19 protein-coding genes and 1 pseudogene are annotated in these 23,602 nt (G+C 45.3%); 8 read left to right on the top strand and 12 right to left on the bottom strand.

The annotated features are described in order from the left end of the window. Positions 1-11 precede the first annotated feature (11 nt). Entirely contained in the window at positions 12-1,664 is a 1,653-nt protein-coding gene (locus AC2UZJ_RS07510) for a GMC family oxidoreductase (protein ID WP_486949513.1), read from the bottom strand. A gap of 126 nt (positions 1,665-1,790) precedes the next feature. Continuing rightward, a complete protein-coding gene (uvrA, locus tag AC2UZJ_RS07505; protein ID WP_486949512.1) occupies positions 1,791-4,625 on the bottom strand; it encodes an excinuclease ABC subunit UvrA in 2,835 nt (944 codons plus the stop codon). 93 nt (positions 4,626-4,718) lie between these two features. On the opposite strand from uvrA, the gene AC2UZJ_RS07500 reads away from it, so the two are divergent. The 3 genes and pseudogenes from AC2UZJ_RS07500 to AC2UZJ_RS07490 all read left to right on the top strand — a co-directional run. Then, entirely contained in the window at positions 4,719-5,885 is a 1,167-nt protein-coding gene (locus AC2UZJ_RS07500; protein ID WP_486949511.1) for an MFS transporter, read from the top strand. A gap of 117 nt (positions 5,886-6,002) precedes the next feature. Next, positions 6,003-6,524, top strand: a complete 522-nt coding sequence (locus AC2UZJ_RS07495; protein WP_486949555.1) for a single-stranded DNA-binding protein — start codon at positions 6,003-6,005, stop codon at positions 6,522-6,524. A gap of 481 nt (positions 6,525-7,005) precedes the next feature. Next, positions 7,006-8,301: pseudogene (locus tag AC2UZJ_RS07490) on the top strand (DEAD/DEAH box helicase); the annotation flags it as partial. Between the two features lie 105 nt (positions 8,302-8,406). Here AC2UZJ_RS07490 and AC2UZJ_RS07485 read toward each other — a convergent pair. From AC2UZJ_RS07485 to dctP, 3 genes are read right to left on the bottom strand one after another with little or no spacing between them, the layout of a single operon-like run. Next, the gene (locus AC2UZJ_RS07485; RefSeq protein WP_486949510.1) at positions 8,407-9,726 is read right to left on the bottom strand and encodes a TRAP transporter large permease; all 1,320 of its coding nucleotides are present in this window, start codon (positions 9,724-9,726) and stop codon (positions 8,407-8,409) included. Between the two features lie 2 nt (positions 9,727-9,728). Beyond that, a complete protein-coding gene (locus AC2UZJ_RS07480) occupies positions 9,729-10,217 on the bottom strand; it encodes a TRAP transporter small permease (protein ID WP_486949509.1) in 489 nt (162 codons plus the stop codon). Between the two features lie 5 nt (positions 10,218-10,222). Then, positions 10,223-11,197 carry a TRAP transporter substrate-binding protein DctP gene (gene dctP, locus AC2UZJ_RS07475; protein WP_486949508.1) on the bottom strand — a complete coding sequence of 325 codons (975 nt, stop codon included), beginning with the start codon at positions 11,195-11,197 and terminating at the stop codon, positions 10,223-10,225. 119 nt (positions 11,198-11,316) lie between these two features. On the opposite strand from dctP, the gene AC2UZJ_RS07470 reads away from it, so the two are divergent. Genes AC2UZJ_RS07470 through AC2UZJ_RS07460 form a run of 3 tightly spaced genes read left to right on the top strand, consistent with a single transcriptional unit; the run spans position 11,317 to position 14,241 of the window. Continuing rightward, on the top strand, positions 11,317-11,550 hold the full coding sequence (locus tag AC2UZJ_RS07470) for a YtcA family lipoprotein (RefSeq protein ID WP_486949507.1): 234 nt from the start codon (positions 11,317-11,319) through the stop codon (positions 11,548-11,550). Beyond that, a complete protein-coding gene (gene mdtN / locus AC2UZJ_RS07465) occupies positions 11,550-12,596 on the top strand; it encodes a multidrug transporter subunit MdtN (protein WP_486949506.1) in 1,047 nt (348 codons plus the stop codon). The genes AC2UZJ_RS07470 and mdtN overlap by 1 nt, the downstream gene beginning before the upstream one ends. Further along, complete coding sequence (locus AC2UZJ_RS07460; RefSeq protein ID WP_486949505.1) at positions 12,589-14,241, top strand: FUSC family protein; 1,653 nt, start codon at positions 12,589-12,591, stop codon at positions 14,239-14,241. Before mdtN ends, AC2UZJ_RS07460 begins: the two co-directional genes overlap by 8 nt. Here the strand turns inward: AC2UZJ_RS07460 and AC2UZJ_RS07455 are convergent. Both AC2UZJ_RS07455 and AC2UZJ_RS07450 read right to left on the bottom strand, forming a co-directional pair. After that, entirely contained in the window at positions 14,156-15,646 is a 1,491-nt protein-coding gene (locus AC2UZJ_RS07455) for a TolC family protein (protein WP_486949504.1), read from the bottom strand. The two genes, AC2UZJ_RS07460 and AC2UZJ_RS07455, sit on opposite strands and share 86 nt — an antisense overlap. 51 nt (positions 15,647-15,697) lie before the next feature. Beyond that, the gene (locus tag AC2UZJ_RS07450) at positions 15,698-16,675 is read right to left on the bottom strand and encodes an AraC family transcriptional regulator (RefSeq protein ID WP_486949503.1); all 978 of its coding nucleotides are present in this window, start codon (positions 16,673-16,675) and stop codon (positions 15,698-15,700) included. 208 nt (positions 16,676-16,883) lie between these two features. Here AC2UZJ_RS07450 and AC2UZJ_RS07445 point away from each other — a divergent pair, with 208 nt between their 5' ends. After that, positions 16,884-17,978 (top strand): LLM class flavin-dependent oxidoreductase, encoded by a 1,095-nt coding sequence (locus AC2UZJ_RS07445; RefSeq protein WP_486949502.1) that lies wholly within the window; start codon positions 16,884-16,886, stop codon positions 17,976-17,978. A 33-nt stretch (positions 17,979-18,011) separates the two neighbouring features. Beyond that, positions 18,012-18,524: a flavin reductase family protein gene (locus AC2UZJ_RS07440; RefSeq protein ID WP_486949501.1), complete on the top strand. Its 513-nt coding sequence runs from the start codon at positions 18,012-18,014 to the stop codon at positions 18,522-18,524. Between the two features lie 6 nt (positions 18,525-18,530). Here the strand turns inward: AC2UZJ_RS07440 and AC2UZJ_RS07435 are convergent, their stop codons facing one another. Genes AC2UZJ_RS07435 through AC2UZJ_RS07415 form a run of 5 tightly spaced genes read right to left on the bottom strand, consistent with a single transcriptional unit; the run spans position 18,531 to position 23,599 of the window. Then, complete coding sequence (locus AC2UZJ_RS07435) at positions 18,531-19,124, bottom strand: ABC-type transport auxiliary lipoprotein family protein (RefSeq protein WP_486949500.1); 594 nt, start codon at positions 19,122-19,124, stop codon at positions 18,531-18,533. Beyond that, positions 19,121-20,041: an MlaD family protein gene (locus AC2UZJ_RS07430; protein WP_486949499.1), complete on the bottom strand. Its 921-nt coding sequence runs from the start codon at positions 20,039-20,041 to the stop codon at positions 19,121-19,123. The genes AC2UZJ_RS07435 and AC2UZJ_RS07430 overlap by 4 nt, the downstream gene beginning before the upstream one ends. Further along, entirely contained in the window at positions 20,041-20,871 is an 831-nt protein-coding gene (locus AC2UZJ_RS07425; protein WP_486949498.1) for an ABC transporter ATP-binding protein, read from the bottom strand. The genes AC2UZJ_RS07430 and AC2UZJ_RS07425 overlap by 1 nt, the downstream gene beginning before the upstream one ends. Further along, the gene (locus AC2UZJ_RS07420; protein ID WP_486949497.1) at positions 20,872-22,008 is read right to left on the bottom strand and encodes an MlaE family ABC transporter permease; all 1,137 of its coding nucleotides are present in this window, start codon (positions 22,006-22,008) and stop codon (positions 20,872-20,874) included. A 10-nt stretch (positions 22,009-22,018) separates the two neighbouring features. After that, on the bottom strand, positions 22,019-23,599 hold the full coding sequence (locus tag AC2UZJ_RS07415) for a sensor domain-containing diguanylate cyclase (RefSeq protein WP_486949496.1): 1,581 nt from the start codon (positions 23,597-23,599) through the stop codon (positions 22,019-22,021). Between the last annotated feature and the right edge of the window lie 3 nt (positions 23,600-23,602).

Below are 23,602 nucleotides of genomic sequence, written 5' to 3'. Positions count from 1 at the left end.
CTTAGTAGAAATTAGCCTTTGATCATATCGGCGGCTTTTTCAGCGATCATAATGGTAGGTGCATTTGTGTTACCTGATGGCACCATGGGGATAATCGAAGCATCTACCACGCGTAAACCTTCAATGCCATGCACTTTAAGTTGAGGGTCTACTACGGCCATTTCATCAGTACCCATAGCGCAAGTACCCACTTGGTGGTGGTATGTCATTACTGCGCTGCGACAGTAATCGGCTAACTGTTCATCAGTTTGAGCTTGATCACCTGGGTAAACTTCGCGGCCACGCCATTCTTCTAAGGCTGGCTGATTGGCTATTTCACGCATCATTTTTAAACTAGTGACTAAGGTGTTTATGTCGTAGTCTGTGGCTAAGACATTAGGATTTAGCTCTAGTGGATCGTCAACACTTGTGCCGGCCAAGCGCAACTCACCTCGGCTAGTCGGCATGATGCCGCCAGCGCATAAGGTAAAGGCATTTTCAGGGCCTTGTTGCCCATCTACATAAAGCCCTATGTTCATAAATAGCGGCTGCATATCTGGACTGGCTAAACTGTCATCTGTTTTGGCAAATAATTGGGCATGTAAAGGAGTAATGCTAGGGTTAGCCGCTCTATCTGGAATAGGCTTTTTGCTTTCGTAGATGACCGGTAGTAGGGTGTGATCATGCAGGTTTTTACCCACTCCAGGTAAATGCTTTACTACTGGAATGCCAAACTGAGCTAACTCATCTTTATCACCTATGCCTGAGAGCATAAGAATCCTTGGGGACTCTACAGTGCCACCGCTTAGAAGGATTTCTTTTGTAGCGTTAACTGTGTATTGCTTCCCATCTTGCTCGTAAACCACGCCAGTGCAGCGCTTACCATCAAGACTAACCTTTTGTACGCGCGCATTAGTAATTAAACTGAGATTAGGGCGCTTTAATGCGGGTCCTAGAAAGGCAACGGCTGTGCTTGCGCGTTTGCCCTCTTTAGTGGTGTTGAGGTGGTTAAAGCCCACACCCATGATGTCAGCACCGTTATGATCTGCGTTATACGGGTGACCGGCTTCTACCGCAGCATCTACAATAGCTTTAGTTACAGGATGGGGCTCATAATTAACCGTAACGTGTAATGGGCCATCTACGCCGTGGAACTCATTAGCGCCAAGCTCAAAGTCTTCTGACTTTTTAAAGTAGGGTAGTACTTCTTCAAAGCTCCAACCTTCGTTGCCCATGTTTGCCCATTCATCATAAACAGATGAATGGCCGCGCACATAAATCATGCCATTTAATGAGCTGCTGCCGCCTAAGGTTTTACCGCGTGGCCAAAATAGGCTGCGATCATGAGCATGCTTTTGTGGCACGGTTCTGTAGGCCCAGTCGTAGGGAGAGTTCCAGAGTTCAATTAAACGCAGTGGGGTTGAGATTTTTTCAGTGTTATCAGGTCCGCCAGCCTCTAGGAGTAGCACTTTAACATTCGGATCTTCTGTGAGACGATTAGCCAGTACACAGCCAGCAGAGCCGGCGCCTACGATGATGTAATCAAAACTCCCTTTTTTGTCTTCGGCCGCGTTGACTTTAGCGCCAAATAGGCCCCCCACCATGAGGGTGCCGCTAGCAACGCCTACGGTTTTTATAAAACGTCTACGATCAACTGCAGCAGTAGCTTTGTTCTGGTTTTTCATCTCTAGAGATCCTTGTGTATGTATCTACAATAACAACTACTTACCAAACATATAGTTTATAGGTGAAGTGTTTTAAGGAAACTAGGGATAACCAGAGAGTAACTAAATGTTAGTTTGGCGGTATGATCAACGGTTTAATAAAGGAGTTAGATAGCGGCCGGTATAGCTGCCTTTACTCTCTATAATGTCTTCAGGGGTGCCAGTGGCCACTATATAACCGCCCCCATCTCCCCCTTCGGGCCCTATGTCTACAATCCAGTCTGCCGTTTTAATCACGTCTAAATTATGCTCAATGACCACTACCGTATTGCCTGCATCAACTAATTGATTCAATACATTTAATAGCATGGCAATATCTTGAAAATGCAGGCCGGTGGTGGGTTCATCTAAGATATATAAGGTATTACTGGTACTACGTTTAGAAAGCTCTAAAGCTAGCTTAATGCGCTGCGCTTCGCCACCAGATAAGGTGGTGGCGCTTTGCCCTAAACGTATATAAGACAAACCCACATCCATCAGCGTTTGTAGCTTACGGGCTATATTCGGCACGGCCTCAAAGTACGGCATAGCTTGAGCTACCGTTAAATCCAAGACTTCACTAATGGTTTTGCCGCGGTAGTAAATCTCTAAGGTTTCGCGGTTATAACGCGCACCTAAGCACACATCACACGGCACGTATACATCAGGTAAAAAGTGCATTTCCACCTTAATCACGCCATCGCCCTGACAGGCTTCGCAGCGGCCGCCTTTCACGTTAAAGGAAAAACGGCCTGCACCGTAGCCGCGCATACGCGCTTCGGGTACCCCTGCAAATAATTCGCGTATGGGCGTAAACATGCCGGTATAGGTGGCGGGGTTACTGCGAGGCGTGCGCCCAATGGGGCTTTGATCTACCGTGATAATTTTATCGAAATGCTCTAAGCCATTGAGCGCTTTATAGGGGGCGGGTTCACTTTGAGCCCGATGCAATCGTTTGGCGGCGATCTTTGCTAAGGTGTGATTAATCAGGGTGGATTTCCCCGAGCCCGAAACACCAGTAATACACACAAAGTGTTTGGCGGGTATGCGTAAATCCACGCCTTTCAGGTTATTACCACTGGCGCCCAGTAGCTCTAAGTAAAGCGTGTCTGCATCTACAGGACGGCGTATTGGGATAGGAATACTGAGCCTGCCACTGAGGTATTGGCCCGTGACGGAGCTAGGGTCTGCCATCACTTGGGCTGGTTTACCCGCGGCGATGATTTCACCCCCTAGCTCACCGGCCCCCGGGCCCATATCCACAATGTAATCGGCTAAGCGAATCATGTCTTCGTCGTGCTCAACCACAATGACGCTGTTACCCAGGTCGCGTAGGTGTTGTAGGGTTTCGATCAGCTTGTCATTGTCGCGCTGATGCAGGCCTATAGAAGGCTCATCCAGCACATACATCACGCCAGTAAGACCGGAGCCAATTTGGCTAGCTAAGCGTATGCGTTGCGCCTCACCGCCAGAGATGGTGTTTGCTCTACGATCTAAAGAAAGATAACTGAGGCCCACGTTGTTTAAAAACTGCAAACGAGCACGTATTTCTTCGATAATGCGTACGGCAATTTCTTTTTTAGCGCCGCTTAATTGTAAATTTTCAAACCAACGTAAGCAGGCCTCTAAGGGTAAATGTTCTACGGCATTAATGGGTTGGGGGTCATTATCGCTCAGTAATACATGGCGAGCGGCCTCATTGAGCCGGGCACCTTCACATACCGGACAAGCTTGTAGACGGCGCAGCTTATTGAGCTCTTCTTTGACGGCAGAGGAATCCGTCTCTTGCCAGCGTCGTGTTAAGTTCGGAATCACCCCTTCAAAAGGGTGATGTTTAATGCTAGTTTGGCCTTTTTCCGTTAAATACATAAACGGAATCTCTTCGGTACCAGAGCCGTACAAAATGTAGTTTTGTACTTCAGGGTCTAAGGAGTCATAGCTGTCTTCTATATCAAAACCATAATAATCGGCCAGGCTTTGTAGTAGATTAAAGGTGAAGGCATTACGCCGATCCCAGCCAGAAATAGCACCCCCTGCTAGGCTAAGATCAGGCACGGCTACCACAAGATTTGGATCAAAAAATTCCACTTCCCCTAAACCTGCGCACTCCGGACAAGCACCTGCCGGATTGTTAAAGCTAAACAGCCGCGGCTCTAGGGTGTCTACTTGATAATCACACTGTGGACAAGAAAAGTGCAGGCTAAAACCCACTACCTCTTTAGTGTCCATATTTAATACTTGCACTCTACCCTGAGCCTGTAGAGTGGCGGTTTCTAGGCTTTCTGCTAGGCGTTGAGCGCTATCAGCACGTATGCGCAAACGGTCAATCACTACTTCAACGTGTAATGACTCATCAGCAGGAAGGTGGGTAGGTAATGGATCATCTAAGCTATGCATTTCACCATTAATACGCACGCGCACAAAACCTTGTGATTGCAAACCTCGTGTCAAGTCTTCGAGGTCTTGGTTTTGCTCGGTGTTAATTGGGGCTAAAATAGCGATGCGAGTTTCCTGTGGCCATCCCAAAAGGGTATCTACCATCTGGCTAATGTTTTGCGACTGCAAAGGTTGCTGGTGGGTAGGGCAATGGGGCGTGCCTACACGTGCATAAAGTAAACGCAAGTAGTCATGAATTTCAGTGGTGGTGCCCACGGTAGAGCGTGGATTGTGCCCAGCCGATTTTTGCTCAATAGCAATAGCGGGTGATAAACCTTCTATCAGATCCACATCGGGCTTATCCATGATTTGTAGAAACTGGCGAGCATAGGCCGATAAGCTTTCCACATAGCGCCGCTGACCTTCAGCATACAATGTGTCAAAAGCCAAAGACGATTTCCCCGATCCAGACAGCCCAGTAATTACAATGAGCTGATGACGTGGTAAATCTAAAGAGATGTTTTTTAAGTTGTGCGTACGAGCGCCGCGAATACGTATCAAATCCATTCGTTTTGTTGTGCTAATGTTCAAAAGGCCAATTGACTACTATAACGCGCTAACTTGATTAGTGCGCCTTATCCTTTATTTTTTGAGTTTTGTATGAGTTTGTCTTTCACACCCCAAGAGCGCAAAGCCAGTATGTTATTGGCTTTATTGTTTTCTACCCGCATGTTGGGTTTGTTTTTGCTTACTCCTATTTTTGCAGTGGCAGCCCAGTCTATAGCCGGTGGTAATAATGCTTTAAAAGTTGGCATTGCTTTGGGTGCCTATGGTTTAACGCAGGCGGTGATGCAAATACCGTTGGGCATGGCTTCCGATAAAATTGGCCGCAAGCCAATTATTATTGGCGGCATGGTGCTCTTTATTATAGGTGGTGTAGTGAGTGCTATGGCCTCTAGTGTGGATGGCATTATAGTAGGGAGAGTGTTACAAGGATTAGGCGCGGTTTCTGCCGCTATTACGGCATGGGTTGCTGATGCTACTCGTCCAGAGGTGCGTACCCGAGCCATGGCCATGGTGGGCTCTGCCATTGGGTTGTCTTTTGCGGTTTCTCTGGTCTTATCGCCTTTAATGGTGGGGCAGTTCGGGCTCTCTGGATTGTTTTGGGCTATTAGCTTATTGGGCTTTGTGTGTTTACTTATTGCTACTTTTGCTATTCCTGAGTATCCACGTGCCGAGCCCATTATTCAAGCCAAAGCCAGTGATGTGTTAAATCATAAAGAGTTATTGCGCTTAAATTTCGGTGTGTTTGCGCTGCATTTTATTTTAATGACCTTGTTTGTAGTAGTGCCGGGTATTTTGGCCGAGGTGGGCGGCTTGGATTCCAGTAGTTTATGGCAGGTATATTTACCCGTAATTGTGTTGTCTTTTGGTTTTATGGTGCCTGCCGTTATTTATACAGAAAAAAGAAAAATACATAAAAAGGTCTTAAGCGCTTTAGTGCTGGTATTGGTGTTGGTAATGCTATTGATGCCTTTTTTCAGTGCAGCCTTGTGGGGTATGGTGCTGTTTTTACTGTTGTTTTTTTGCATTTTTAACACCTTGGAAGCGTTACAACCTTCTTTGGTTTCACGCGTAGCACCACCTGAGTACAAAGGCTTAGCCATGGGCTTTTTCAACACCACACAGTCTTTAGGGGTTTTTGGGGGTGGTTTAATGGGCGGTTTGGTGGCTTCTATGATTGGGGTACAGTGGGTGTTATGGATGGGGGCAGGCTTAGCGTTGCTGTGGTGGTTTAGCTCACGTCAATTTCAAGCTGAGCTTTGAGTTTTTTAGCCCATAGATAATTTTATCTACTATTAGCCCACAGACATATCCCCCATAATAGAAACATAGATTAAACATAGATAAATATTTATTTATATATATAGGAATATAGGAAAAATCATGAGTGTAAATAAAGTCATCCTAATAGGTAATCTAGGGCGCGACCCAGAGATTCGCTACAGTGCTAATGGTGTGGCTGTAGGTAATCTAAGCTTAGCCACCACGCATCGCTCCAAGGGGCCTGATGGGCAGTGGGCTGAGCAAACAGAGTGGCATCGTGTAGTTGTTCTAGGTCGCACGGCTGAAGTGGCTGGTGAGTATTTGCGTAAAGGTCGTTCGGTATATATTGAAGGTCGTTTGCAAACCCGCAAATGGCAAGACCAAAGCGGTCAAGACCGCTATACCACCGAAATACTGTGTGAAAATATGCAAATGTTAGGTGGCCGTGATGGTGGCAGCGGTGGCGGTTTTACTGATGCGCCTATGGATGATTTCAACCAAGATCAAGCGCCTCGCCAAGCCCCTCAACGCAATGCCCCTCAACAACCCAACCCAGCCGCTGCACCTCAACAACAAAACTATCAGGCACCCTCTCCTATGGGGGGGATGGATGATATGGATGATGATATTCCTTTTTGACGGGCACCACACAGAAGCATTTGCTTGCGTTTCGCTGCTTTTTGTACTGATAAACTCAGTTATGCTGAATTTCAAGACCTAAAACTAATAAGAGGGAGGCTCTATGAAATCGATTCTGCTTTGGCTTATCGGGGTACCCATACCTATTATCTTGCTGCTCTGGTTCTTCTTATAGTCATTTACCGTGGAGGTCGGGCTACGCCCGATCTGATCTCTACAGGGGTGTTGCTAATTGTGCAGTGATGTGATCTAATAGTAAGCTTAGCTCGTGACTTTATGAAAGCCACGTAGCGGTCTTATTTGCAGCAAATATGAATTTGCTGCCATGTCATCGCGTTTTCTGACCCCCAAGCCTGTTCAAGCATATTAATGCCCTTTTAGGTTGATTGGTCGGCCCGATGCTTTCCAATTAATCTATGTGCCTGTGTCTTTATTAATACACATGGGCACTGTCTTGCTGTGTTTACAGCAAAGGTATTTTATGTCTTTTGAATCTCTAGGTCTGGCTACTCCTTTATTATCCGCACTAACTAAAGCCGGTTTTACAGAGCCCACGCCAGTACAAGCTGCCTCCATTCCCAAAGCCCTTGAAGGCCACGATTTAATGGTGTCTGCACAAACAGGTAGCGGGAAAACAGCGGCATTTATGTTGCCTGCCTTAAACCGAATTTTAGCTACTCCCAGCAAGCAACGCGGTGTATCGGTGCTAGTTTTAGCGCCTACTCGTGAGCTTGCCATGCAGGTGGGTGAAGCCACAAAACAATATGCCTCACAGTGTAAAGATTTACGCGTAGCTATCATCGTAGGTGGTATGCCTTACGGTGCCCAGCTTAAAGCCCTATCACGTCGTGTAGACGTACTAGTGGCTACTCCTGGTCGTTTGATGGATCACATCCAAGCCAAGCGCGTTAAGTTAGATACTGTACATACCGTTGTTTTAGACGAAGCCGACCGCATGTTAGACATGGGCTTTATTGAAGACATAGAAGGCATTGTGGGTCGCACGCCTAAAGAGCGTCAAACTTTACTGTTCTCCGCTACCTTAGACGGTACGGTAGCCGGTTTAGCGAGCAAAATGATGCGTAACCCCTTGTCTATTGATGTATCTGGCCATCAGGTTAAGCACGAAAACATCACTCAAGCTTTGTTATACGCAGATAATAATCACCATAAACAGCAATTGCTTGATCATTTATTACGCGATACAAACTTAAATCAGGCCATTATCTTTACTGCTACTAAGCGCGGTGCCGATGAGCTATCAGATCGTTTATGTGAAGAAGGTTTTGCCGCGGGTGCTCTACATGGCGATATGAATCAACGCCAGCGTACACGTACTTTAGGTATGTTGCAGCGTGGTCGTTTACGTATTTTAGTGGCCACAGACGTTGCTGCTCGTGGTATTGATGTACAAGGTATTAGTCATGCCATTAATTACGATTTACCCATGCAAGCCGAAGATTACACCCACCGTATTGGGCGTACCGGTCGTGCCGGTAAAGATGGCTTAGCTTTTACCTTGGCGAATGCTTCCGAGCGACATAAAGTACGTCGTATTGAGCACTTTATTGGTCAGCCTATACCGGTAGAAACCATTGCGGGCTTAGAGCCCACCAAGGCTATACGTCCTACGTACAAAGCACGTAAAGGCGGTGGCGGTGGTCGTCGTAGACCTGCATTTAATAGCGGTGCACCTAAAGCAGCTGGTGAGAGTCGTGATACACGTCCTGCCCGTCCAGCCGGTGAAAGTGCAAAACCACGTCGTCCGCGCGCAGACAGTAAAGCGGCTCGTCCTACAGGCGGCCGTCCGGGTAATTTCGCTGGTAAGAAATCATCCGGCCCACGTACCGGTGGTAGCCGCACTGCACGTTAAACATAAGGCTTAGCGTATAAGATTGGGTAGTCCAGTGGCTACCCAAGGTAAGCTAAATACTACAGCTAAAACAATAACTTCAATAATAAGAAATGGCACGGCAGCACGGTAAATTTGCGGTAGCCGTATGGATTTAGGCACCACACTTTGCATAACTATCAGCAATAAACCAAAGGGTGGTGTTAGCAAACCGATTTCTAGGGTAATAAGCATCATTACACCCAACCATACCGGCTCTACACCCGCCGCATTGGCTAAAGGCATGAAGAAAGGCAAGGCAATCATCATCATACTGATTTGATCCAGCACCATACCCAATACTAATAAAATGGCTAGCATGCCCAATACTAAGAAAAAGGGCGTGAGCTCCATGCTTTTGATTAAGCCCAAGAAGCCGGTACTGGCTCCAGAAAAACTGAGCAACTGCGCAAAAGTGGTGGAAGCCGCTAAAATAAACAAAATAATAACGGAAACTTTTGCGGTTTCTATGAGACTAACCCATAAGGCTTTAAGGGTGAGTGCTCTATAAAAAACCGTGGCAATTACAGAAGCCGTTACGCCAATAGCAGCAGACTCTGTGGGGGAGGCCCAACCAATGAGCATAGAACCCACTACAGCAATGAAAATCCCCATTAAAGGTAATACATCTACACAAAATGGTTTCCATTTCTCCCAGCCGTGCACATTCAAATCATCACTAGGATCAGACGGAGCGTCTTGAGGGCGTAAGTAACTGCGAATGACCACATAGCCTAAAAAACCTACAGCCATCAATAAGCCGGGTAATATGCCACCAATCAGCAAGCGCTCAATGGAAATGTTTGCCAAACTACCCAACATAACGGCTAAAGCAGAAGGTGGGATCAACATAGCAATGCCACCTACAGCCATAATAGGCCCCATAGACATAGTGGGGTGATAACCTCGGCGTTCCATTTCAGGCATCATCACACCGCCCATCATGGCGGTGTTAGCGATGGAAGAACCTGATAAGGTGGCAAAGGTGGTGCCCCCTAAAATACTCACTATAGAGAGCTTACCCGGGACCTTTGAAATAACGCGCTCTATAGCCGTAATGGCTTTAAAGGCAAGGCCAGTATGGAAAAGCACCTCTCCCATGAGTACAAATAAGGGAATAGGAGTTAAAGAGAAGCTAGTAATAGCCGAGGTGGTATTACGTACCCATTGGCTTAAACCAGCCTCTTGACCTAAAAAGACCCAAGCGCCAATTAAATTGACAGCTAAAAAAGCAAACACCACGGGGGTGCCTATGGCCATAAAGAAGAATAAAGCCCCTAACATCAGAGCCAGAGCAGATTGCCATTCCATGATTAGGCCTTTTTACGTAAATCTAAATAAATACGGCGTAAAAACTCAATACTAAGTAAGGTAGAGCCAGTTAGTAAGGGGAGGTTTAACCACCATTCAGGGAAAATAAGCTCTTTGAATACTAAGCTGCCTTGTTGGTACATATCTAAAAGTACCAACAAGCACTGTTGAGCTAAAATCGCACATACGAGAAAACCCAGGCCATTACAGACAACGGCTAAGATGCGCTGTACGAGTAATGGCATAGTATTAACAAGCACATCCACGCGAATATGTCCGCCTTTATAGAGCAGCCAAGGGGCAGCAATAAAAGTGGCAATCATCAGCATGTACTCGGTAATTTCTACACTGGCAGGAATAATGTCTATATTTAAGTTGCGTAGCACTACGTCAGCAGTAACTAACAGACTCATGAGGCCAAAAATAATAGCGGCTAGGCCTCCACAGACTGACATCATTACGTCATAAGGATGATAAGAGCGATTTTTCATACGAATTACGGTTTTTCTTTACCAAATAAACGTTCAATTTCAGCGGCATTAGCAGGCGTAACTTTTTTGAGATTATCCCAACCTGCTTTGTCTGCCTGCTCTAAAAATTCTGCGGCTACTTCGTCAGACAGCGTAATCACTTCTATGCCGGCTTCGACTTGCTGAGCTTTTTCTTTTTCAGCCAGAGCCAAGTCTTCTTGATTTGTGGACTCTACCCATTCTGCTTGTTTTTGTAGAAACGCTTTTTGCTCGTCAGTGAGCTTATCCCAGCTGTCTTTGTTAAAGAATAAGCTGACCTCTACGTTATAAAAACCAGGCTCTACGCGGTATTTGGTTTTTTCTTGCCAGCCCAAATCAAGTAAACCCACAGAAGGCCAGCCATAACCATCCACCACACCACGCTCAAGCGCGGTATAGGTTTCTCCGGGGGAAATTTGTAAGGAGGTGGCACCTAAAGAGCGGAAAAAAGCTAAGTACACAGGGGTGCTGCGCAGTTTGAAGCCTTTTAAGTTTGCGCTGTCTACGGGCTTATTCGAGTAAAGGTGATACTGTAAACCGTCTGAGACGCGGGCAAACCAGTACATATTGGCTTTGTCTTGGTGTATTTGATCCATTAATGCATGGCCGCCGTTTTCACGTAACTCTTGTATAGAACGGTCTGTAAGGGTCATAGCTAAGGCTTCGGGTACCAGATTCGCGTGAAAAACTGCAGTACTATTAGCTAAATCCACCACGCCGGAACGCACCGCATTACCCACTTCAAATGAAGGGATAGACTCGGGCCCGCCTAATACTTGAATTTGTACCAGCCCTTTACCTTCCTCATTAACCTTTTCCACAAATTGATTAAAGCGTTGAGAAATAAAAGTATCTAAGTTAAAAGCAGAAACGGCTTTGAGAGTCACTTCATTGGCCTGTGCGCCCAAGGCACCTAAAACAAGCGTGGCGCCTATTAAGAGTTTTGTGGTTTTTTTAAGCATGGGTATTCCTTCAGTAGTACTGTCTTAAGAGTATGCAAATTCATAATTTCATACTTAAATATATTACACCTAAACCATTAATTTGTTTTCTAGGGTTTACGCTGAGGTACAATTATTAAATGCCTATTTCTTCTATTCTGGCCACTGCAGCACCTTCATTTACTCTAGCTGGCTCCTACTTTCCCGCTTGGATTGTCTTTGCATTTGTTGCCGTTATTTTGACTGTGTTAATACGTGTGATATTGATACGATTAGGCATAGACGATGTGATGCGCTTTAAGGTATTTGTGTATGCAGCATTAGCCACCGGGCTCTGTTTTGCTGCCTTATGGGTATTTTTTGGAGTGGAGTAATGGCAACAACTAAAAAAACCATTTCTGCTGTTTTAAGCATAGTTATTGTTATTACCGCTGTTATATTTGCTTGGCTGCATTTAAAGCAGTTGCACCTTAACCCTTTATCTGAAGATGCCAGCATAGAATCCAGTGTGGTGCATATTAGTACTAGCGTGCCAGGACGCATTAATACCTTACACGTTAAAGAGGGTGAAAAGGTTAAAAAAGGCCAGTTATTATTCACGCTAGACCCAGAAATGTATGAGTTGCGTTTAGAACAAGTCAAAGCCGAGGTGGCCTTGGCTGAAGCCACTCTTAAAAACCGGGGGCGTGTAATTACCGCCGAATCCAATAATGCCACGGTGACAAATGAGCAAATTGAACGCGCCCGCACAAATCTAGCCTTGGCTACCCAAAGCCAAGCACGCATGGCCTCTTTGGCTCCTAAGGGTTACGCGACAAAGCAGCAATTAGACGAAGCCAACACCTTAAAGCGCGATGCAGAAATTTCATTACGCCAAGCTTTAGCACAGGCAGGCGCTGCTGAGGCCTTAGTAGGTAACACCGAAGCGGAAGAAGCCATGTTAGCCATGAGCCTTAGCGGTCTGGCGATGGCAGAGCATAACGTAGCTAAAACCAAAATTTATGCGCCACACGATGGTTATATTGCCGGTTTACAGGTGGCCACGGGTGAACATATATTGCCAGATATCAGCTTATTTACCTTGATTGTTTCAGATGACTGGCACGCCACTGCTATGTACCGGGAAACGGAGCTTAAACGTATTCAACCGGGTATGTGTGCCACCGTTTATATATTAGCGAATCCTGATGTGGCTATTAAAGGACGGGTAGCAAGCATAGGCTGGGGGGTAATGAGTGAGGATATGATTAATCTACCGCGTAGTTTACCCTATGTACAAAAAACCATGAACTGGGTGCGAGTGGCGCAGCGTTTCCCAGTGAAAATACACATAGAGACTGAGCCTGATCAGGAATGGTTATTACGCATGGGTGCTTCCGCCACTACCATCATTCATGATGATGGTGAGCGCTGTGAGTAATAAAGCTACGCCTAGCGCTAAGCAGCAATGGTGGCAGGCCGTTAAGCACGACTTACTCCCCTATGCAGGCCGTTGGGAGCAATCTTGGCGCATCGCGCTTATGTGCGCGTTAATGACGCTAGTTTCTATGACCTACGGCATTCCTGCCGCTGTATTAAGCTGTTATGTGCTGTTTTTTGTCATGAAATCAGACGCGGCAGAAACCATGGTGATGGCGGTAGCCTTAGTGGTGCTCGTGTCTATAGTGGTATTTATATTAATAGGTCTAATTAATATGACTTTGGCATCACCACCTTTGCGTTTAGTGGCGTTAGTGTTGGTGTCTATTGTTTTTTTATATTTAGGCAATGCCAGTGTTTTAGGCCCCTTGGGTGGCATTATTGCCCTAGTAATTGCTTTTGTACTCACCTTACTAGAATACATACCCATAGGTGAATTAGCGACCCGGGCGGTGCTGTATGCTTGGCTTATGACAGCCGCCCCCATGGGCTTATTGTTTATTTTTAGCCTGTTTTTTGGCCGTAAGCCCAAAGAGGTATTAGAAGGTGAAATTAAAGCGCGCTTAGAGTTAGCCGCCCAAGGCTTGGAACATAAAGTCCCCTTGGAAACGTTACAGCAAGACGTGGCATTAGGTTTAGAAACACAACAAAAACGTCTCAACTGGTTAAAACTCTTTCATCTAGCGCCTAAAGCCACACAGCAGCAGTTAGGTTTAGCTGTGGTAGAGAGTTATAGATTACTTTTGCAGGCTTTTTTATTATTACAAAAAGAGCCTACGGCTAAACAGCCCGAGCTGGCTGCCAAGTGCAGGCGTTTAGCCGCAGATCTATATAATTTTGATACAGAAAAAGCCCGCGCTTTTGTGATGCCTGCGGAAAAGTCCTCGTTTTTTGTAGACGATGCTTTTACAAATCCCAGTTATCAACGTACTGCTATTAAAGCCACAGGAGCCGCCGTACTTTGTTATTTGTTTTATAGTGCGGCTCAATGGGAGGGGATACATACCGCCATGATTACCTGTTATGTGGCCACGTTAGGCACCACAGGTGAAACGGTTAATAAGCTGCTTTTACGGATTACAGGAGCCTTAATAGGAGCTAGTTTAGGGCTAATATTGATTTTCTTCTTTATCCCCCATATGACTAGCATAGGCGCACTGATGATAGTGGTGTTTTTAGTGAGTTTACTAGGCGCCTGGGTGTCTTTGGGTTCTGAACGCGTATCTTATGCCGGCTTACAAATTGCTTTTGCTTTTTTATTGATAAGCTTAGACGGTTTTGGCCCCGCTATAGATGTGGATACCGCCAGTAATCGTATTATTGGTATTTTAGTGGGTAACACCATGATGTATATTGCCTTTACCCAAATTTGGCCACAAAGCATTATGCAGCCGGTAAAGAAAAAAATGCGTATTATAGAAGAAAAACTACAAAAACTATCCAGTGCAGAAAATGAGCAGGCCATAGTGCATGCGGCGGAAACGGCCGCCACCCTAGAAGAGACAAAGTATGAATTTAGTTTAGTGATGCTGGAGCCCAAGCGTTTACGCCCAGATCAAACTACTTTGCAAGAATTTCAGCAGCGTTTAACGGCAATTGAGACGCGTTTTGAGCAGCAGGCGCTTGATGCAATTGCCCCATCATAAAGGCTAAATTAGCAGAAGCGATAAGGGCTGCTGAGTAGGCGACGGATTGGGCTTGTGAAGCGTCTAATAAACCATTCGCCGTTTCCGTGGCTAACATCATACTGCCCATGCCAACTTGATAAGCCTCAGTAGCAGCGTTATTTGTAATGGTGGCGGCATGGACCAGCTCAGTGGCCGCCTCATAGGCTTCTAATGCTGAGCGTAACGCATTGGCCGCAAAATGCATTTCACGTAAGGCGTCGTTTTGGGTTTTACGCACTAATTCCCGGGCGGCGGCGGCACGAGCTTCTGCTTCACGTAAATTCATACGACGTAAGCCGCCGTCATATAAAGGAATAGTAATGCCTAAGAGTACGGCTTGAGAAGCCGAGCTGGGGCCGGTTTCTCCTAAACTATTTACATTGAAACTAGTGCTGCCTGTGGCTGCTACCCCCATTACACCTACCTTAGGCATAAAATTCGCTCTGGCAGAATCTATGCCTTTTTCTGCCGCTTTACGGGCGGCGTCGGTGGCTTGTAAATCAGCCCTATACGCCAAAGCGGCCTGTAAAGCCTCATCGTCTGGTAAATCCTCAAAGCGTGGTAGCTCACGCCCGGCGGTGGTGGCGATTTTTATTTCAGTAGTGGGTGCCAAACCGGCGCTGGATAATACCGCTTGGTATGCGTCGCGTTCGGCGCTTTGGCGCTGTACTACCGCCAATTTAGCTTGAGCGGCCAGCTGAGTGGCTTGAGCCACCTCTATAGTAGTGGCTACACCTTCATCAAAACGGGCTTGCGCGGCCGCCACCAAGGCCTGAGAGTTATCCAAATGCTGTTGCGCTAACTCAGTATTTTGACGAGCTGCACTGTATTCAAAAAAGGTGCGTGCGGTATTAAAAATAATCGCTTGGTGCGCTGCGGTAAACTTGGCGCGACTGGCAAAAGCCAAGTCAGAAGCGGTACCGTACAAAGCATCACGCTTCCCAAAATCAAAAAGTAGCCAATTCACGCTTAATGCGGGTACTACGCCTTTAATATGGGTGTTAGCTGGAGGAGGGGTGATTTCAAAAGGCCCCAAGTCTAATTCGGATTTAAATTTAGCACGCTGATAGCCACCAATCACACTGGCAGTGATCATGGGTAAATAGGTGGCTTTCACCATACCTGCGGCTAAAGCCGCTTGCTCAGCTTCTAGCCAGGCTATGCGGGTGCTGGGATTATTTTGTTGCGCCAGATCAATGAGCTCAGGCAAAGTATACACATGCCCCTGCTCTAAAGAAGCCGAGGGAGCTTCAGGAATTTGACTCAGTGAAAAGTTAGGCACTAGGGCGACTTTTTTAGGCGGTGAACTTAAAGGAGGTGCACTGACACAGCCTGCTAAAAGACCTATCGTTAAACTTAAAAGAAAAGTACGGTATTGCACCATAAAGTAGCCTAGTAATTAAATAGTTGTAGCTAACTATAGAATTATCGGTGCTTAGGCATTTTGATGCAATGTTATAGAGGGGCGCACGCCAAAAAGACGTTGATAATCGGCAGCAAATTGACTTAAGTGGGTAAAACCGGCCAAATAAGCAATTTCTGTTACTGATTGCTGCGTGGGGTTTGCTTGTATTAGTTGTTGGTGAGCGTAATTTAAACGTTGCTGTTTCACGTACTGCATGGGGCTTTGCTCTACAAAACGGTTAAAGCCCATATATAAACTACGCGTGCTAATACCTACTGCTTGTGCAATCATGCTCACATTTAAGGGTTGTGTGAGGTGTTGATGGATGTAGTCTTTAGCGCGTTTAATGGTGTGCGGGGTAAGAGAGTCAGAGCTAACGGTGGCAACATGCGGTGATTGGTTATGGGGCCAAATATCTAGTAGGCTCGCAAAAAATGTATCTTCTAAACGTTGAGTGGCTAAGGGATTATCAAACAGTACGCCTTCAGCGGCTTCACTAAACTGCCATTGCAATAAACGCCATAGGCTTTGTCCAGCAGCCGCTTCTAAAGATTGCAGTGGTACAAACTCTAGGCTACGAAGTAAAGGGGTTTGGTAGTAGTTTTGATAAAACTGTTCTAAGCTTTTTCTGCAAATGCGTACAAATAGTTTATTGGCTTGATCGCTGTGCACCATTTCAAACTCTTGCTCTGGGTTAATAATGGCAGCGGTTTGTGTACTGTAGTTAAAGTATTCGTTAGCAATTTGTATTTGCTCATGGCCTTTTATAGGAATTTGCAGTAAATAAAAATCATGTAAAGGCTGGGGGCGTATATGTACGGTTGCACCATAACGTAAGCGCCCAAAGCCTAGGCGCAGCCCCGTGCGGTAATAAAGCTCAGTATTTAATGATTTACCTTGTGATTGTAAGTTTAAGTGATGTGGGCAAAGCACAGCGGCCACATGAGACTGCACTTGCTCTAGATCTACAGATTGTAATTGGGCATAACGATGAAGAATGTGCTGCATTTTCACTCCCAAGTGATTAAGCATGAGCATGAACTAGTTTAGTCCTAAGGGAATCCACGTCGCTATTAGGATATACACGCAGGGTTTTCACTAGTGAATTGAGCTGCATTATTTAGATAGCTTTGCATCATTTAGATAGCTGCACCTTGTTGAGCTACATAATATATAAAGGTAAATAGTTAATTACTAAAATATATTGGAGAACATCATGAGTCAAAGCAGCTTATTAACTAAAGGCCAAGATCATTTTTTACTAGGTACCTTTTCCTCAAATTGCGGTGGCGGTATGACCGTTTCTAAATTGCCAGATCGTTGGCAAGCTACTTGGGATAACAACTTAAAACTGGCTCAACTCTTAGATGATGCAGGCATTGATTTCATGCTGCCCATTGCGCGCTGGGTAGGGTATAAGGGGGAGACAAACTTCCACGGGTACGTGCTAGAAACAGTAACGTGGGCTACTGCATTATTAGCAAACACAAAAAACATTAATATCTTTGCCACTGTGCACACGGTAGCCAATCACCCGGTGGTATTAGCTAAGCAAATCGCTACTATGGCGCAAATGAGTGGCAATCGTGTGGGCTTAAATATTGTAGCCGGCTGGAATAAGCCCGAATACGACGCTTTGGGTTTAGACTTACCAAATGATCATGAAACACGCTATGGTTATGCCCAAGAGTGGTTTGATATTGTGCGTAAACTCTGGGATACTGATGGTCGTTTTGATTGGGACGGTCAATATTTCCATCTAAAAGATGTGCATGCTGACCCACGTCCTGAATACCACCCACCTATTTTTAATGCCGCGGGTTCAGGTCAAGGCCGTGACTTTGCCAGCAGTAATGCAAATTTTCTCTTTACGCCCGCCATGGAATTAGAGCGTTCACGTAAAGAAGTGGCTGAGTTAAAGCAAATGGCAGCTGATAAAGGTCGTGATGTTGATGTAATGACTTTTTCTCATGTGATTTGTCGCCCTACTCAAGAAGAAGCCGATGCCGAGTGGCAGCGTATGCTTGATAATGCTGATACCGGTGCGGTAGATAATTTAGTTAATTTACAGTTTGCTCACGCGCATTCTTTTCCTCATGAGTTGTTAGAGCAAATTCGTGAGCGTATGACCGTAGGTCATGGTGGCTTCCCATTAGTGGGCACCCCTGAGCATGTGGCAGATCAAATCTGTGCTTTACATGAGGTGGGTTTTAGAGGCACTACGCTTTCTTTCTTTGATTACGTGAAAGAGTTCCCTTACTTCCGTGATGAAGTATTGCCCATACTTAAAGCACGCGGTATTCGTCAATAAAATAACAAGATAATAAGGCAGTAAAATTAATTTATGACACTCGCATCACCTACTTCCGTAGACTCACAAGAGTACAAAAAAGCCATGCGCCATTTAGGCGGATCAGCTTGTGTAATTAGTGTGACTCATCAAGGTCAAAAAACGGGTTTAACTGCTACCTCAGTCACCTCGGTGGCAGCCGAACCCCCTGAGTTATTGGTGTGCGTAAATCAAGACACCTCCGCTTGGCCACTAATTGATAAAAGTGGTTATTTTGGGGTGAATGTTTTGAGCACGGCACAGCAGCATGTGGCTATGCAGTTTGCGGGAGTGGGTGGGATTAAGGGGGCAGAGCGTTATAAAAACGCCAGCTGGTCACAGCATAACGGCGTGTGGCTCTTAGACGATGCGCCTGCCGCCTTTGCTTGTGAGGTCAGCGAGGTGATTATACGTCATAGCCATGCTTTAATTTTAGGCCGCGTGGAGTACGTGCAGTTTGCTGGACAGCCAGTAGAGCCCTTGCTGTATTGGCAAGGGCAGTTTGGTACGTTTCAAACCAATCTATAATTACAATTACAAGCTAAGCCATTCCAAAACTTGCAAACTAAGAGTATCAGTTGCAGTGCCAAAAGCGGTGATAATTGCGGGGATATCAGTGCTGGTAGCCGGCTGACTTATAGTAAACCGTTTGCTGCGCACTATGGTTGATTGTGGCCTATCAATTATTTTTGCTTCGTATTGCACCCGCACCACAGGCTGGCCTTCTTGGTATTGCACCTCAAAGTGTGACAAATAGCCCTCTAAAGCTAGGGGAGTGTTAAGAGCCGCATCGCCAGTTACCGCTTCAAAAAGACGGGCATCCGTTAACGCTTGTAGGAGGCGTTCGCGTACTAATACGGGTGCTGCGTCTGACCATTGCGAGCCCTTATAGCTTTGAATCTCCGTGCCTTCAGGTTGCACTAAAATATAATTACTATTAATCAAACGATTCGCTTGGGGAGTAGCTACATACAAGGTGCTATTTTTTTGAGATCCTACGGTCTGCATAGTAGCAGCCGGTAGGTTATAGCGTGTTTGTGGCGGCTCTTCAGGAAAAATAGTGCAGGCACTCAGCCAAAGCATTGAGCTGATAACGGTGGTTTTTAGTAAAGTAGAGACGCGTATCACGGCTGAAACTCCTGTAGTTTATCGGCCCCAAATATATATCCTTTGGGGTTATCTTGTATTTCCTGCGTAATCACTTTGATATTACTGACGGTTTGGCGTAACTCTTGCATAATGGGTGCAAGCTGAGCAAAACCTTGGCTACCTTGATTGATAGAAGGTGAGTTTTCGGTAATCACGTTCTTTAACTCCGTGGTGGTAGCATTTAGATTTTGCATCACCTCATTGGCATTAGCAAACACTCCACTGCCTTCTTTTACTAAAAGCCCACTTATTTCAGACAGCATTTTTTCTGCTTCTTGGCTAGTTTTAGTTAGACCTTCTACTAATTCAGGTAAACTTTTAGTGCCATCAGCCAGTTGACTTAAAAGCAGCTCTAGCTGGGAGATACTTTTACTCATATTGTCTGCGTTCTCAGAAGACAAAAAGGCATTGGCATTCATAATAAGCTCTGAGAGATTAGTCATCAAATCTTCACCCCCTGCCATAATTTGAGAAATAGACGACGGCGTGGCCACAATAATAGGGGGCTCATCGGGATTTTTAGCCACTAAAGTTGGACTCTCAGGTGTGCTGCCAGTCAGCTCAATCACCGAAGAACCGGTAATTCCTGTAATGCTTGAACGAGCTTTGGTATCTTCTTTAACAGGAATATTACTTTGAATAGTAATACTGGCAAGCACGCGACTTACGTCATTGGGGTCTAACGCTAGCTTTGTAATCTCCCCAACCCGTATGCCGTTGTATTGCACCGCACCACCACGGCTAAGGCCGCGTACCGGCTCATTAAAGACCACGGTATAGTTTTTGGTGTCTTTATCACTACCTGACTTTGCTAGCCAGAGTGAAAAACCAATAGCGGCTATAGCAATAATCAAGGTAAAAACGCCAACTAAAATATGATGAGCGCGTGGTTCCATTAAATGTTCTCCTGACGTCTAGTTTGAGCTTGGAGCGCAGCGCGCCCACGTGGGCCTTGGAAATATGCTTGTACCCAAGGGTCGTCAAATTTTTCGACCACATCTAAGCTATCGTTAATAATGACGTGTTTTTGTGATAATACGGCCACCCGATCACAGATGGTATAGAGGGTATCTAAATCATGGGTGACTAAATAAACAGTGAGGCCCAGTGCATCGCGCAACGTTAAAATAAGTTGGTCAAACTCACTGGCACCAATGGGGTCTAAGCCAGCAGTAGGTTCATCTAAGAATAAAATTTCAGGATCCAAAGCTAAAGCACGTGCTAAGGCGGCGCGTTTAATCATGCCACCCGAAAGCTCGGAAGGGTAATTATTAGCCGCATTCGGTGGTAGACCGGATAAGGCCATTTTTAATAGGCTGAGCTTTTCGGCTTCAGGCCGGGTTAAACCGCTATGTTCTATGAGGGGTAAAGCAATATTTTCTACCACTGTGAGCGAGGAAAACAAGGCTCCTTGTTGAAATAACACCCCAAAGCGGCGCTCTAGCTTAGAACGATCCTCTGGCTTTAAATCGGCGATTTTTTGGCCAAAAACGGTAATATCACCTTCAGTAGGAGGGAGTAAACCCAATATAGAGCGCAGCAGTACGGATTTACCAGTACCAGATCCCCCTACTACACCTACAATCTCCCCAGGGTATACGTCCATTTCTAAGTTGTCATGTACCGTATGGGTGCCAAAGCGATTCACTAAATTACGTACTTTAATAATGGGCTCTAGTTGTTGGCGAGCCTGCTGTTTGGCTTTGCTGTCTTTATATTCTGTCATTTACCACCCCATTTCCATAAAGTACAAGGCTGCAATGGCATCAATTAAAATCACAATGAAAATAGAATGAACCACTGAGGTGGTGGTGCGCTCACCCACTGATTGGGCACTACCTGTGACTTTAAAACCTTGTTGACAGCCAATGACGGCAATAAGAAAAGCAAAAATCGGCGCCTTAGACATACCTACAAAAAAGTTACGTACCCCCACATCCGCATGTAAGGTGTCTAAAAACAATGTAGGTGAAATACCTAGCGTCCAATAACACACTAAAGCCCCACCAAAAATCCCTGCCACCATGCCTACAAAGGTGAGCATGGGCATAGCGAGTAGCATAGCTAAGATACGGGGAATAACGAGCAACAGCATAGGATCCAAACCCTGTGCACGTAAAGCATCAATTTCTTCGTTGGCTTTCATAGAGCCAATTTGTGCGGTGAAAGCACTAGCAGTACGGCCGGCCATAAGAATAGCCGTTAATAGTACGGCAAACTCTCGTAGGAAAGAGTATCCCACTAAGTCTACGGTATAAATGGTAGCACCAAAATCACTCAGTATAGTGGCTCCCAAAAAGGCGACCACCGCCCCCACTAAAAAGGTAAGTAAAGCAATAATAGGTACTGCATTAATAGCAATTTCTTGTATTTGCGCTACGATGGAAGTTACCCGCCATTGGCTAGGGCGCAGCATATTAAATAATAAGGTTTCTAAAGCCAGCCCTATAAAAGAGGTTAGATCTAAAAACTCATGCCAAAAACGGGTAGCAGCAACGCCTAGATGTTCAAAGAAGTCCCCGAGGGCGTTTTGTTGTGTTTTAGGAGGCGGTTCACCTTCATTTTGAATGGCTTGCGCCACAGTACGTAATAAAGCGTTCCGCTCTACAGATAAGCCTTTGGCTTGATCTAGGCTGCTTTCTAATTGCTCAGCAGTGATTAGCTGACAAAGCTGCTCAGCGCCAGCGGTATCTATTTTATCTAAAGCAGAAAAATCAAGTGTGCTGTAGGTGATTTTTTGTTGAGAGAACTCACGAATCTCACGAATTAAAGCATGATAATTCGCTAACACCCATTCACCTTGTAAATACAGGCAGCCATCGTCACTACGTAAAAAAGGAAGGTGGGCTTGAGTCATAGGCATTCAGTTTTACTTAAAGGGCAGACGTAGAGGGGTGAGGCGCAACACGCACTTGATTTCTACCGTCTTGTTTAGCAGCATAAAGCATGGTGTCTGCTTGCTTTAAAACGGTGCTGGTGTCGGGGTCGTGCGCGGGCCACTCTGCTACCCCTAAAGAGATAGTAAGTTTACCCACCGAAGAAAAGTCATAAGCAGCTACGGTTTGTCTGAGGCGCTCAGCAATATCAGCGGCAGTGTCTAAGGGGCATTCCGGTAAAATAATCATAAACTCTTCCCCACCTACTCTAATACAGTAGTCTTTCTCACGTGAATTCGCCATCATAATCTGTGCTAATTCTTTGAGAACGGTATCTCCCACTGTATGACCAAAGGTATCGTTTACGCGTTTAAAGTGATCTATATCTATACTAATGACGGCGAATGGAGTTTGTGTTTGACTGTATTTTTTTAAAACGTATTCCAATACCCGCCTGTTATGTAAACCCGTTAAAGGGTCGGTGCGCACATCTTGGCGTAATTGCCCTACTTGATCATGTATATTTTGCAAACCAAACAAAAACGCGCTTTTTAGCTCATTTGCCTCTAAATACCATGTTTTTATGTCTTGCACGTGTTTAATAGTACTAATAGCACGCATGTTTTTAGCGTTAGCGGCTAGTTTTCGTAGTGGGTTCGAGATCAGCCAAGCGCATAGCCAAATTAAAGCCAGTACGAGTAGGTTAATAGGTAGACTATTAAAAAATATTTTTTCCATTAGCCCTTCATGTGCTTTTAAGGTGGTTTCAATGGGGCGCTGTGAAACCACCCCCCAATTGGCCGCTGGAATGTGAGCATAACCACTTAACATTTCTATATTTTTACTATTATGAATACGTGCGTGGCCTTTTTCCCCTTGAATGACTTTGTCTATAATGGGATTTGACTCTATAGGCGTGCCTAAACGTTCGGCGTCGGGGTGAAACAGCAGGCGCTTTTGTTGATCAACTACATAAGTATAGGAGCCATCCTCGTAATAATGCTCACCCAGTAAGCGATTTAAAATGTTTTTCTCTTTCAGATAAATGGTGCCGGCGACGAAACCTAAATAAGTACCACCCTCAGTGTATATTGGGTGAGATATCATAATAATTAAATTGTTTAATGCTGATTCATAAGGCTGACTAATATGCGCTTGTTGGCTTTTTAATGAGGCTAAGGTGCCTTCAGTAGTGAGTAGACTGCCTACGAGCTCTATGGCTGCATTTGAGCTGTTTAAAATAACCCCTTTTGCATTGGCTATGACTACCGAGTTAAAGATTTGGTTTTGCTTAGCAATTCTAAATATTTCTTGCTTGAGAAAATTGGGGTCGTGCCAATGGCGCGCAATAGCATCCGCGCTATAAGCTAATTCTAATTTTATGCTTTCTAAAAAAACTTGGGTACTATCGGCTAGTTTAGAGGCATAGGCCTCGTTGTTTTGTAAGGTAGTGTCAATTAAGGTCTGTTTTTGAATTTTAGAGCTGGTGAAATACATATTCACCACCGTTACTAAGGTACCTAGTAAGGCCAGAACTAAAATAAGTTGACGTAAATTAGATTTTTTTAGGAAAGCCATTGA

It is taken from the genome of Paenalcaligenes sp. DL 309, assembly GCF_057475285.1.
Note: the sequence above shows the minus strand (reverse complement) of the source record. Positions and strands in the feature narration are given on the sequence as shown.

Bases quoted from the DNA above. Each gene is read 5' to 3' on its own strand.
- AC2UZJ_RS07510 (WP_486949513.1), bottom strand. From the start codon at position 1,664: ATGAAAAACCAGAACAAAGCTACTGCTGCAGTTGATCGTAGACGTTTT.
- uvrA (WP_486949512.1), bottom strand. From the start codon at position 4,625: ATGGATTTGATACGTATTCGCGGCGCTCGTACGCACAACTTAAAAAAC.
- AC2UZJ_RS07500 (WP_486949511.1), top strand. From the start codon at position 4,719: ATGAGTTTGTCTTTCACACCCCAAGAGCGCAAAGCCAGTATGTTATTG.
- AC2UZJ_RS07485 (WP_486949510.1), bottom strand. From the start codon at position 9,726: ATGGAATGGCAATCTGCTCTGGCTCTGATGTTAGGGGCTTTATTCTTC.
- AC2UZJ_RS07480 (WP_486949509.1), bottom strand. From the start codon at position 10,217: ATGAAAAATCGCTCTTATCATCCTTATGACGTAATGATGTCAGTCTGT.
- dctP (WP_486949508.1), bottom strand. From the start codon at position 11,197: ATGCTTAAAAAAACCACAAAACTCTTAATAGGCGCCACGCTTGTTTTA.
- AC2UZJ_RS07470 (WP_486949507.1), top strand. From the start codon at position 11,317: ATGCCTATTTCTTCTATTCTGGCCACTGCAGCACCTTCATTTACTCTA.
- mdtN (WP_486949506.1), top strand. From the start codon at position 11,550: ATGGCAACAACTAAAAAAACCATTTCTGCTGTTTTAAGCATAGTTATT.
- AC2UZJ_RS07455 (WP_486949504.1), bottom strand. From the start codon at position 15,646: ATGGTGCAATACCGTACTTTTCTTTTAAGTTTAACGATAGGTCTTTTA.
- AC2UZJ_RS07450 (WP_486949503.1), bottom strand. From the start codon at position 16,675: ATGCAGCACATTCTTCATCGTTATGCCCAATTACAATCTGTAGATCTA.
- AC2UZJ_RS07445 (WP_486949502.1), top strand. From the start codon at position 16,884: ATGAGTCAAAGCAGCTTATTAACTAAAGGCCAAGATCATTTTTTACTA.
- AC2UZJ_RS07440 (WP_486949501.1), top strand. From the start codon at position 18,012: ATGACACTCGCATCACCTACTTCCGTAGACTCACAAGAGTACAAAAAA.
- AC2UZJ_RS07430 (WP_486949499.1), bottom strand. From the start codon at position 20,041: ATGGAACCACGCGCTCATCATATTTTAGTTGGCGTTTTTACCTTGATT.
- AC2UZJ_RS07425 (WP_486949498.1), bottom strand. From the start codon at position 20,871: ATGACAGAATATAAAGACAGCAAAGCCAAACAGCAGGCTCGCCAACAA.
- AC2UZJ_RS07420 (WP_486949497.1), bottom strand. From the start codon at position 22,008: ATGCCTATGACTCAAGCCCACCTTCCTTTTTTACGTAGTGACGATGGC.
- AC2UZJ_RS07415 (WP_486949496.1), bottom strand. From the start codon at position 23,599: ATGGCTTTCCTAAAAAAATCTAATTTACGTCAACTTATTTTAGTTCTG.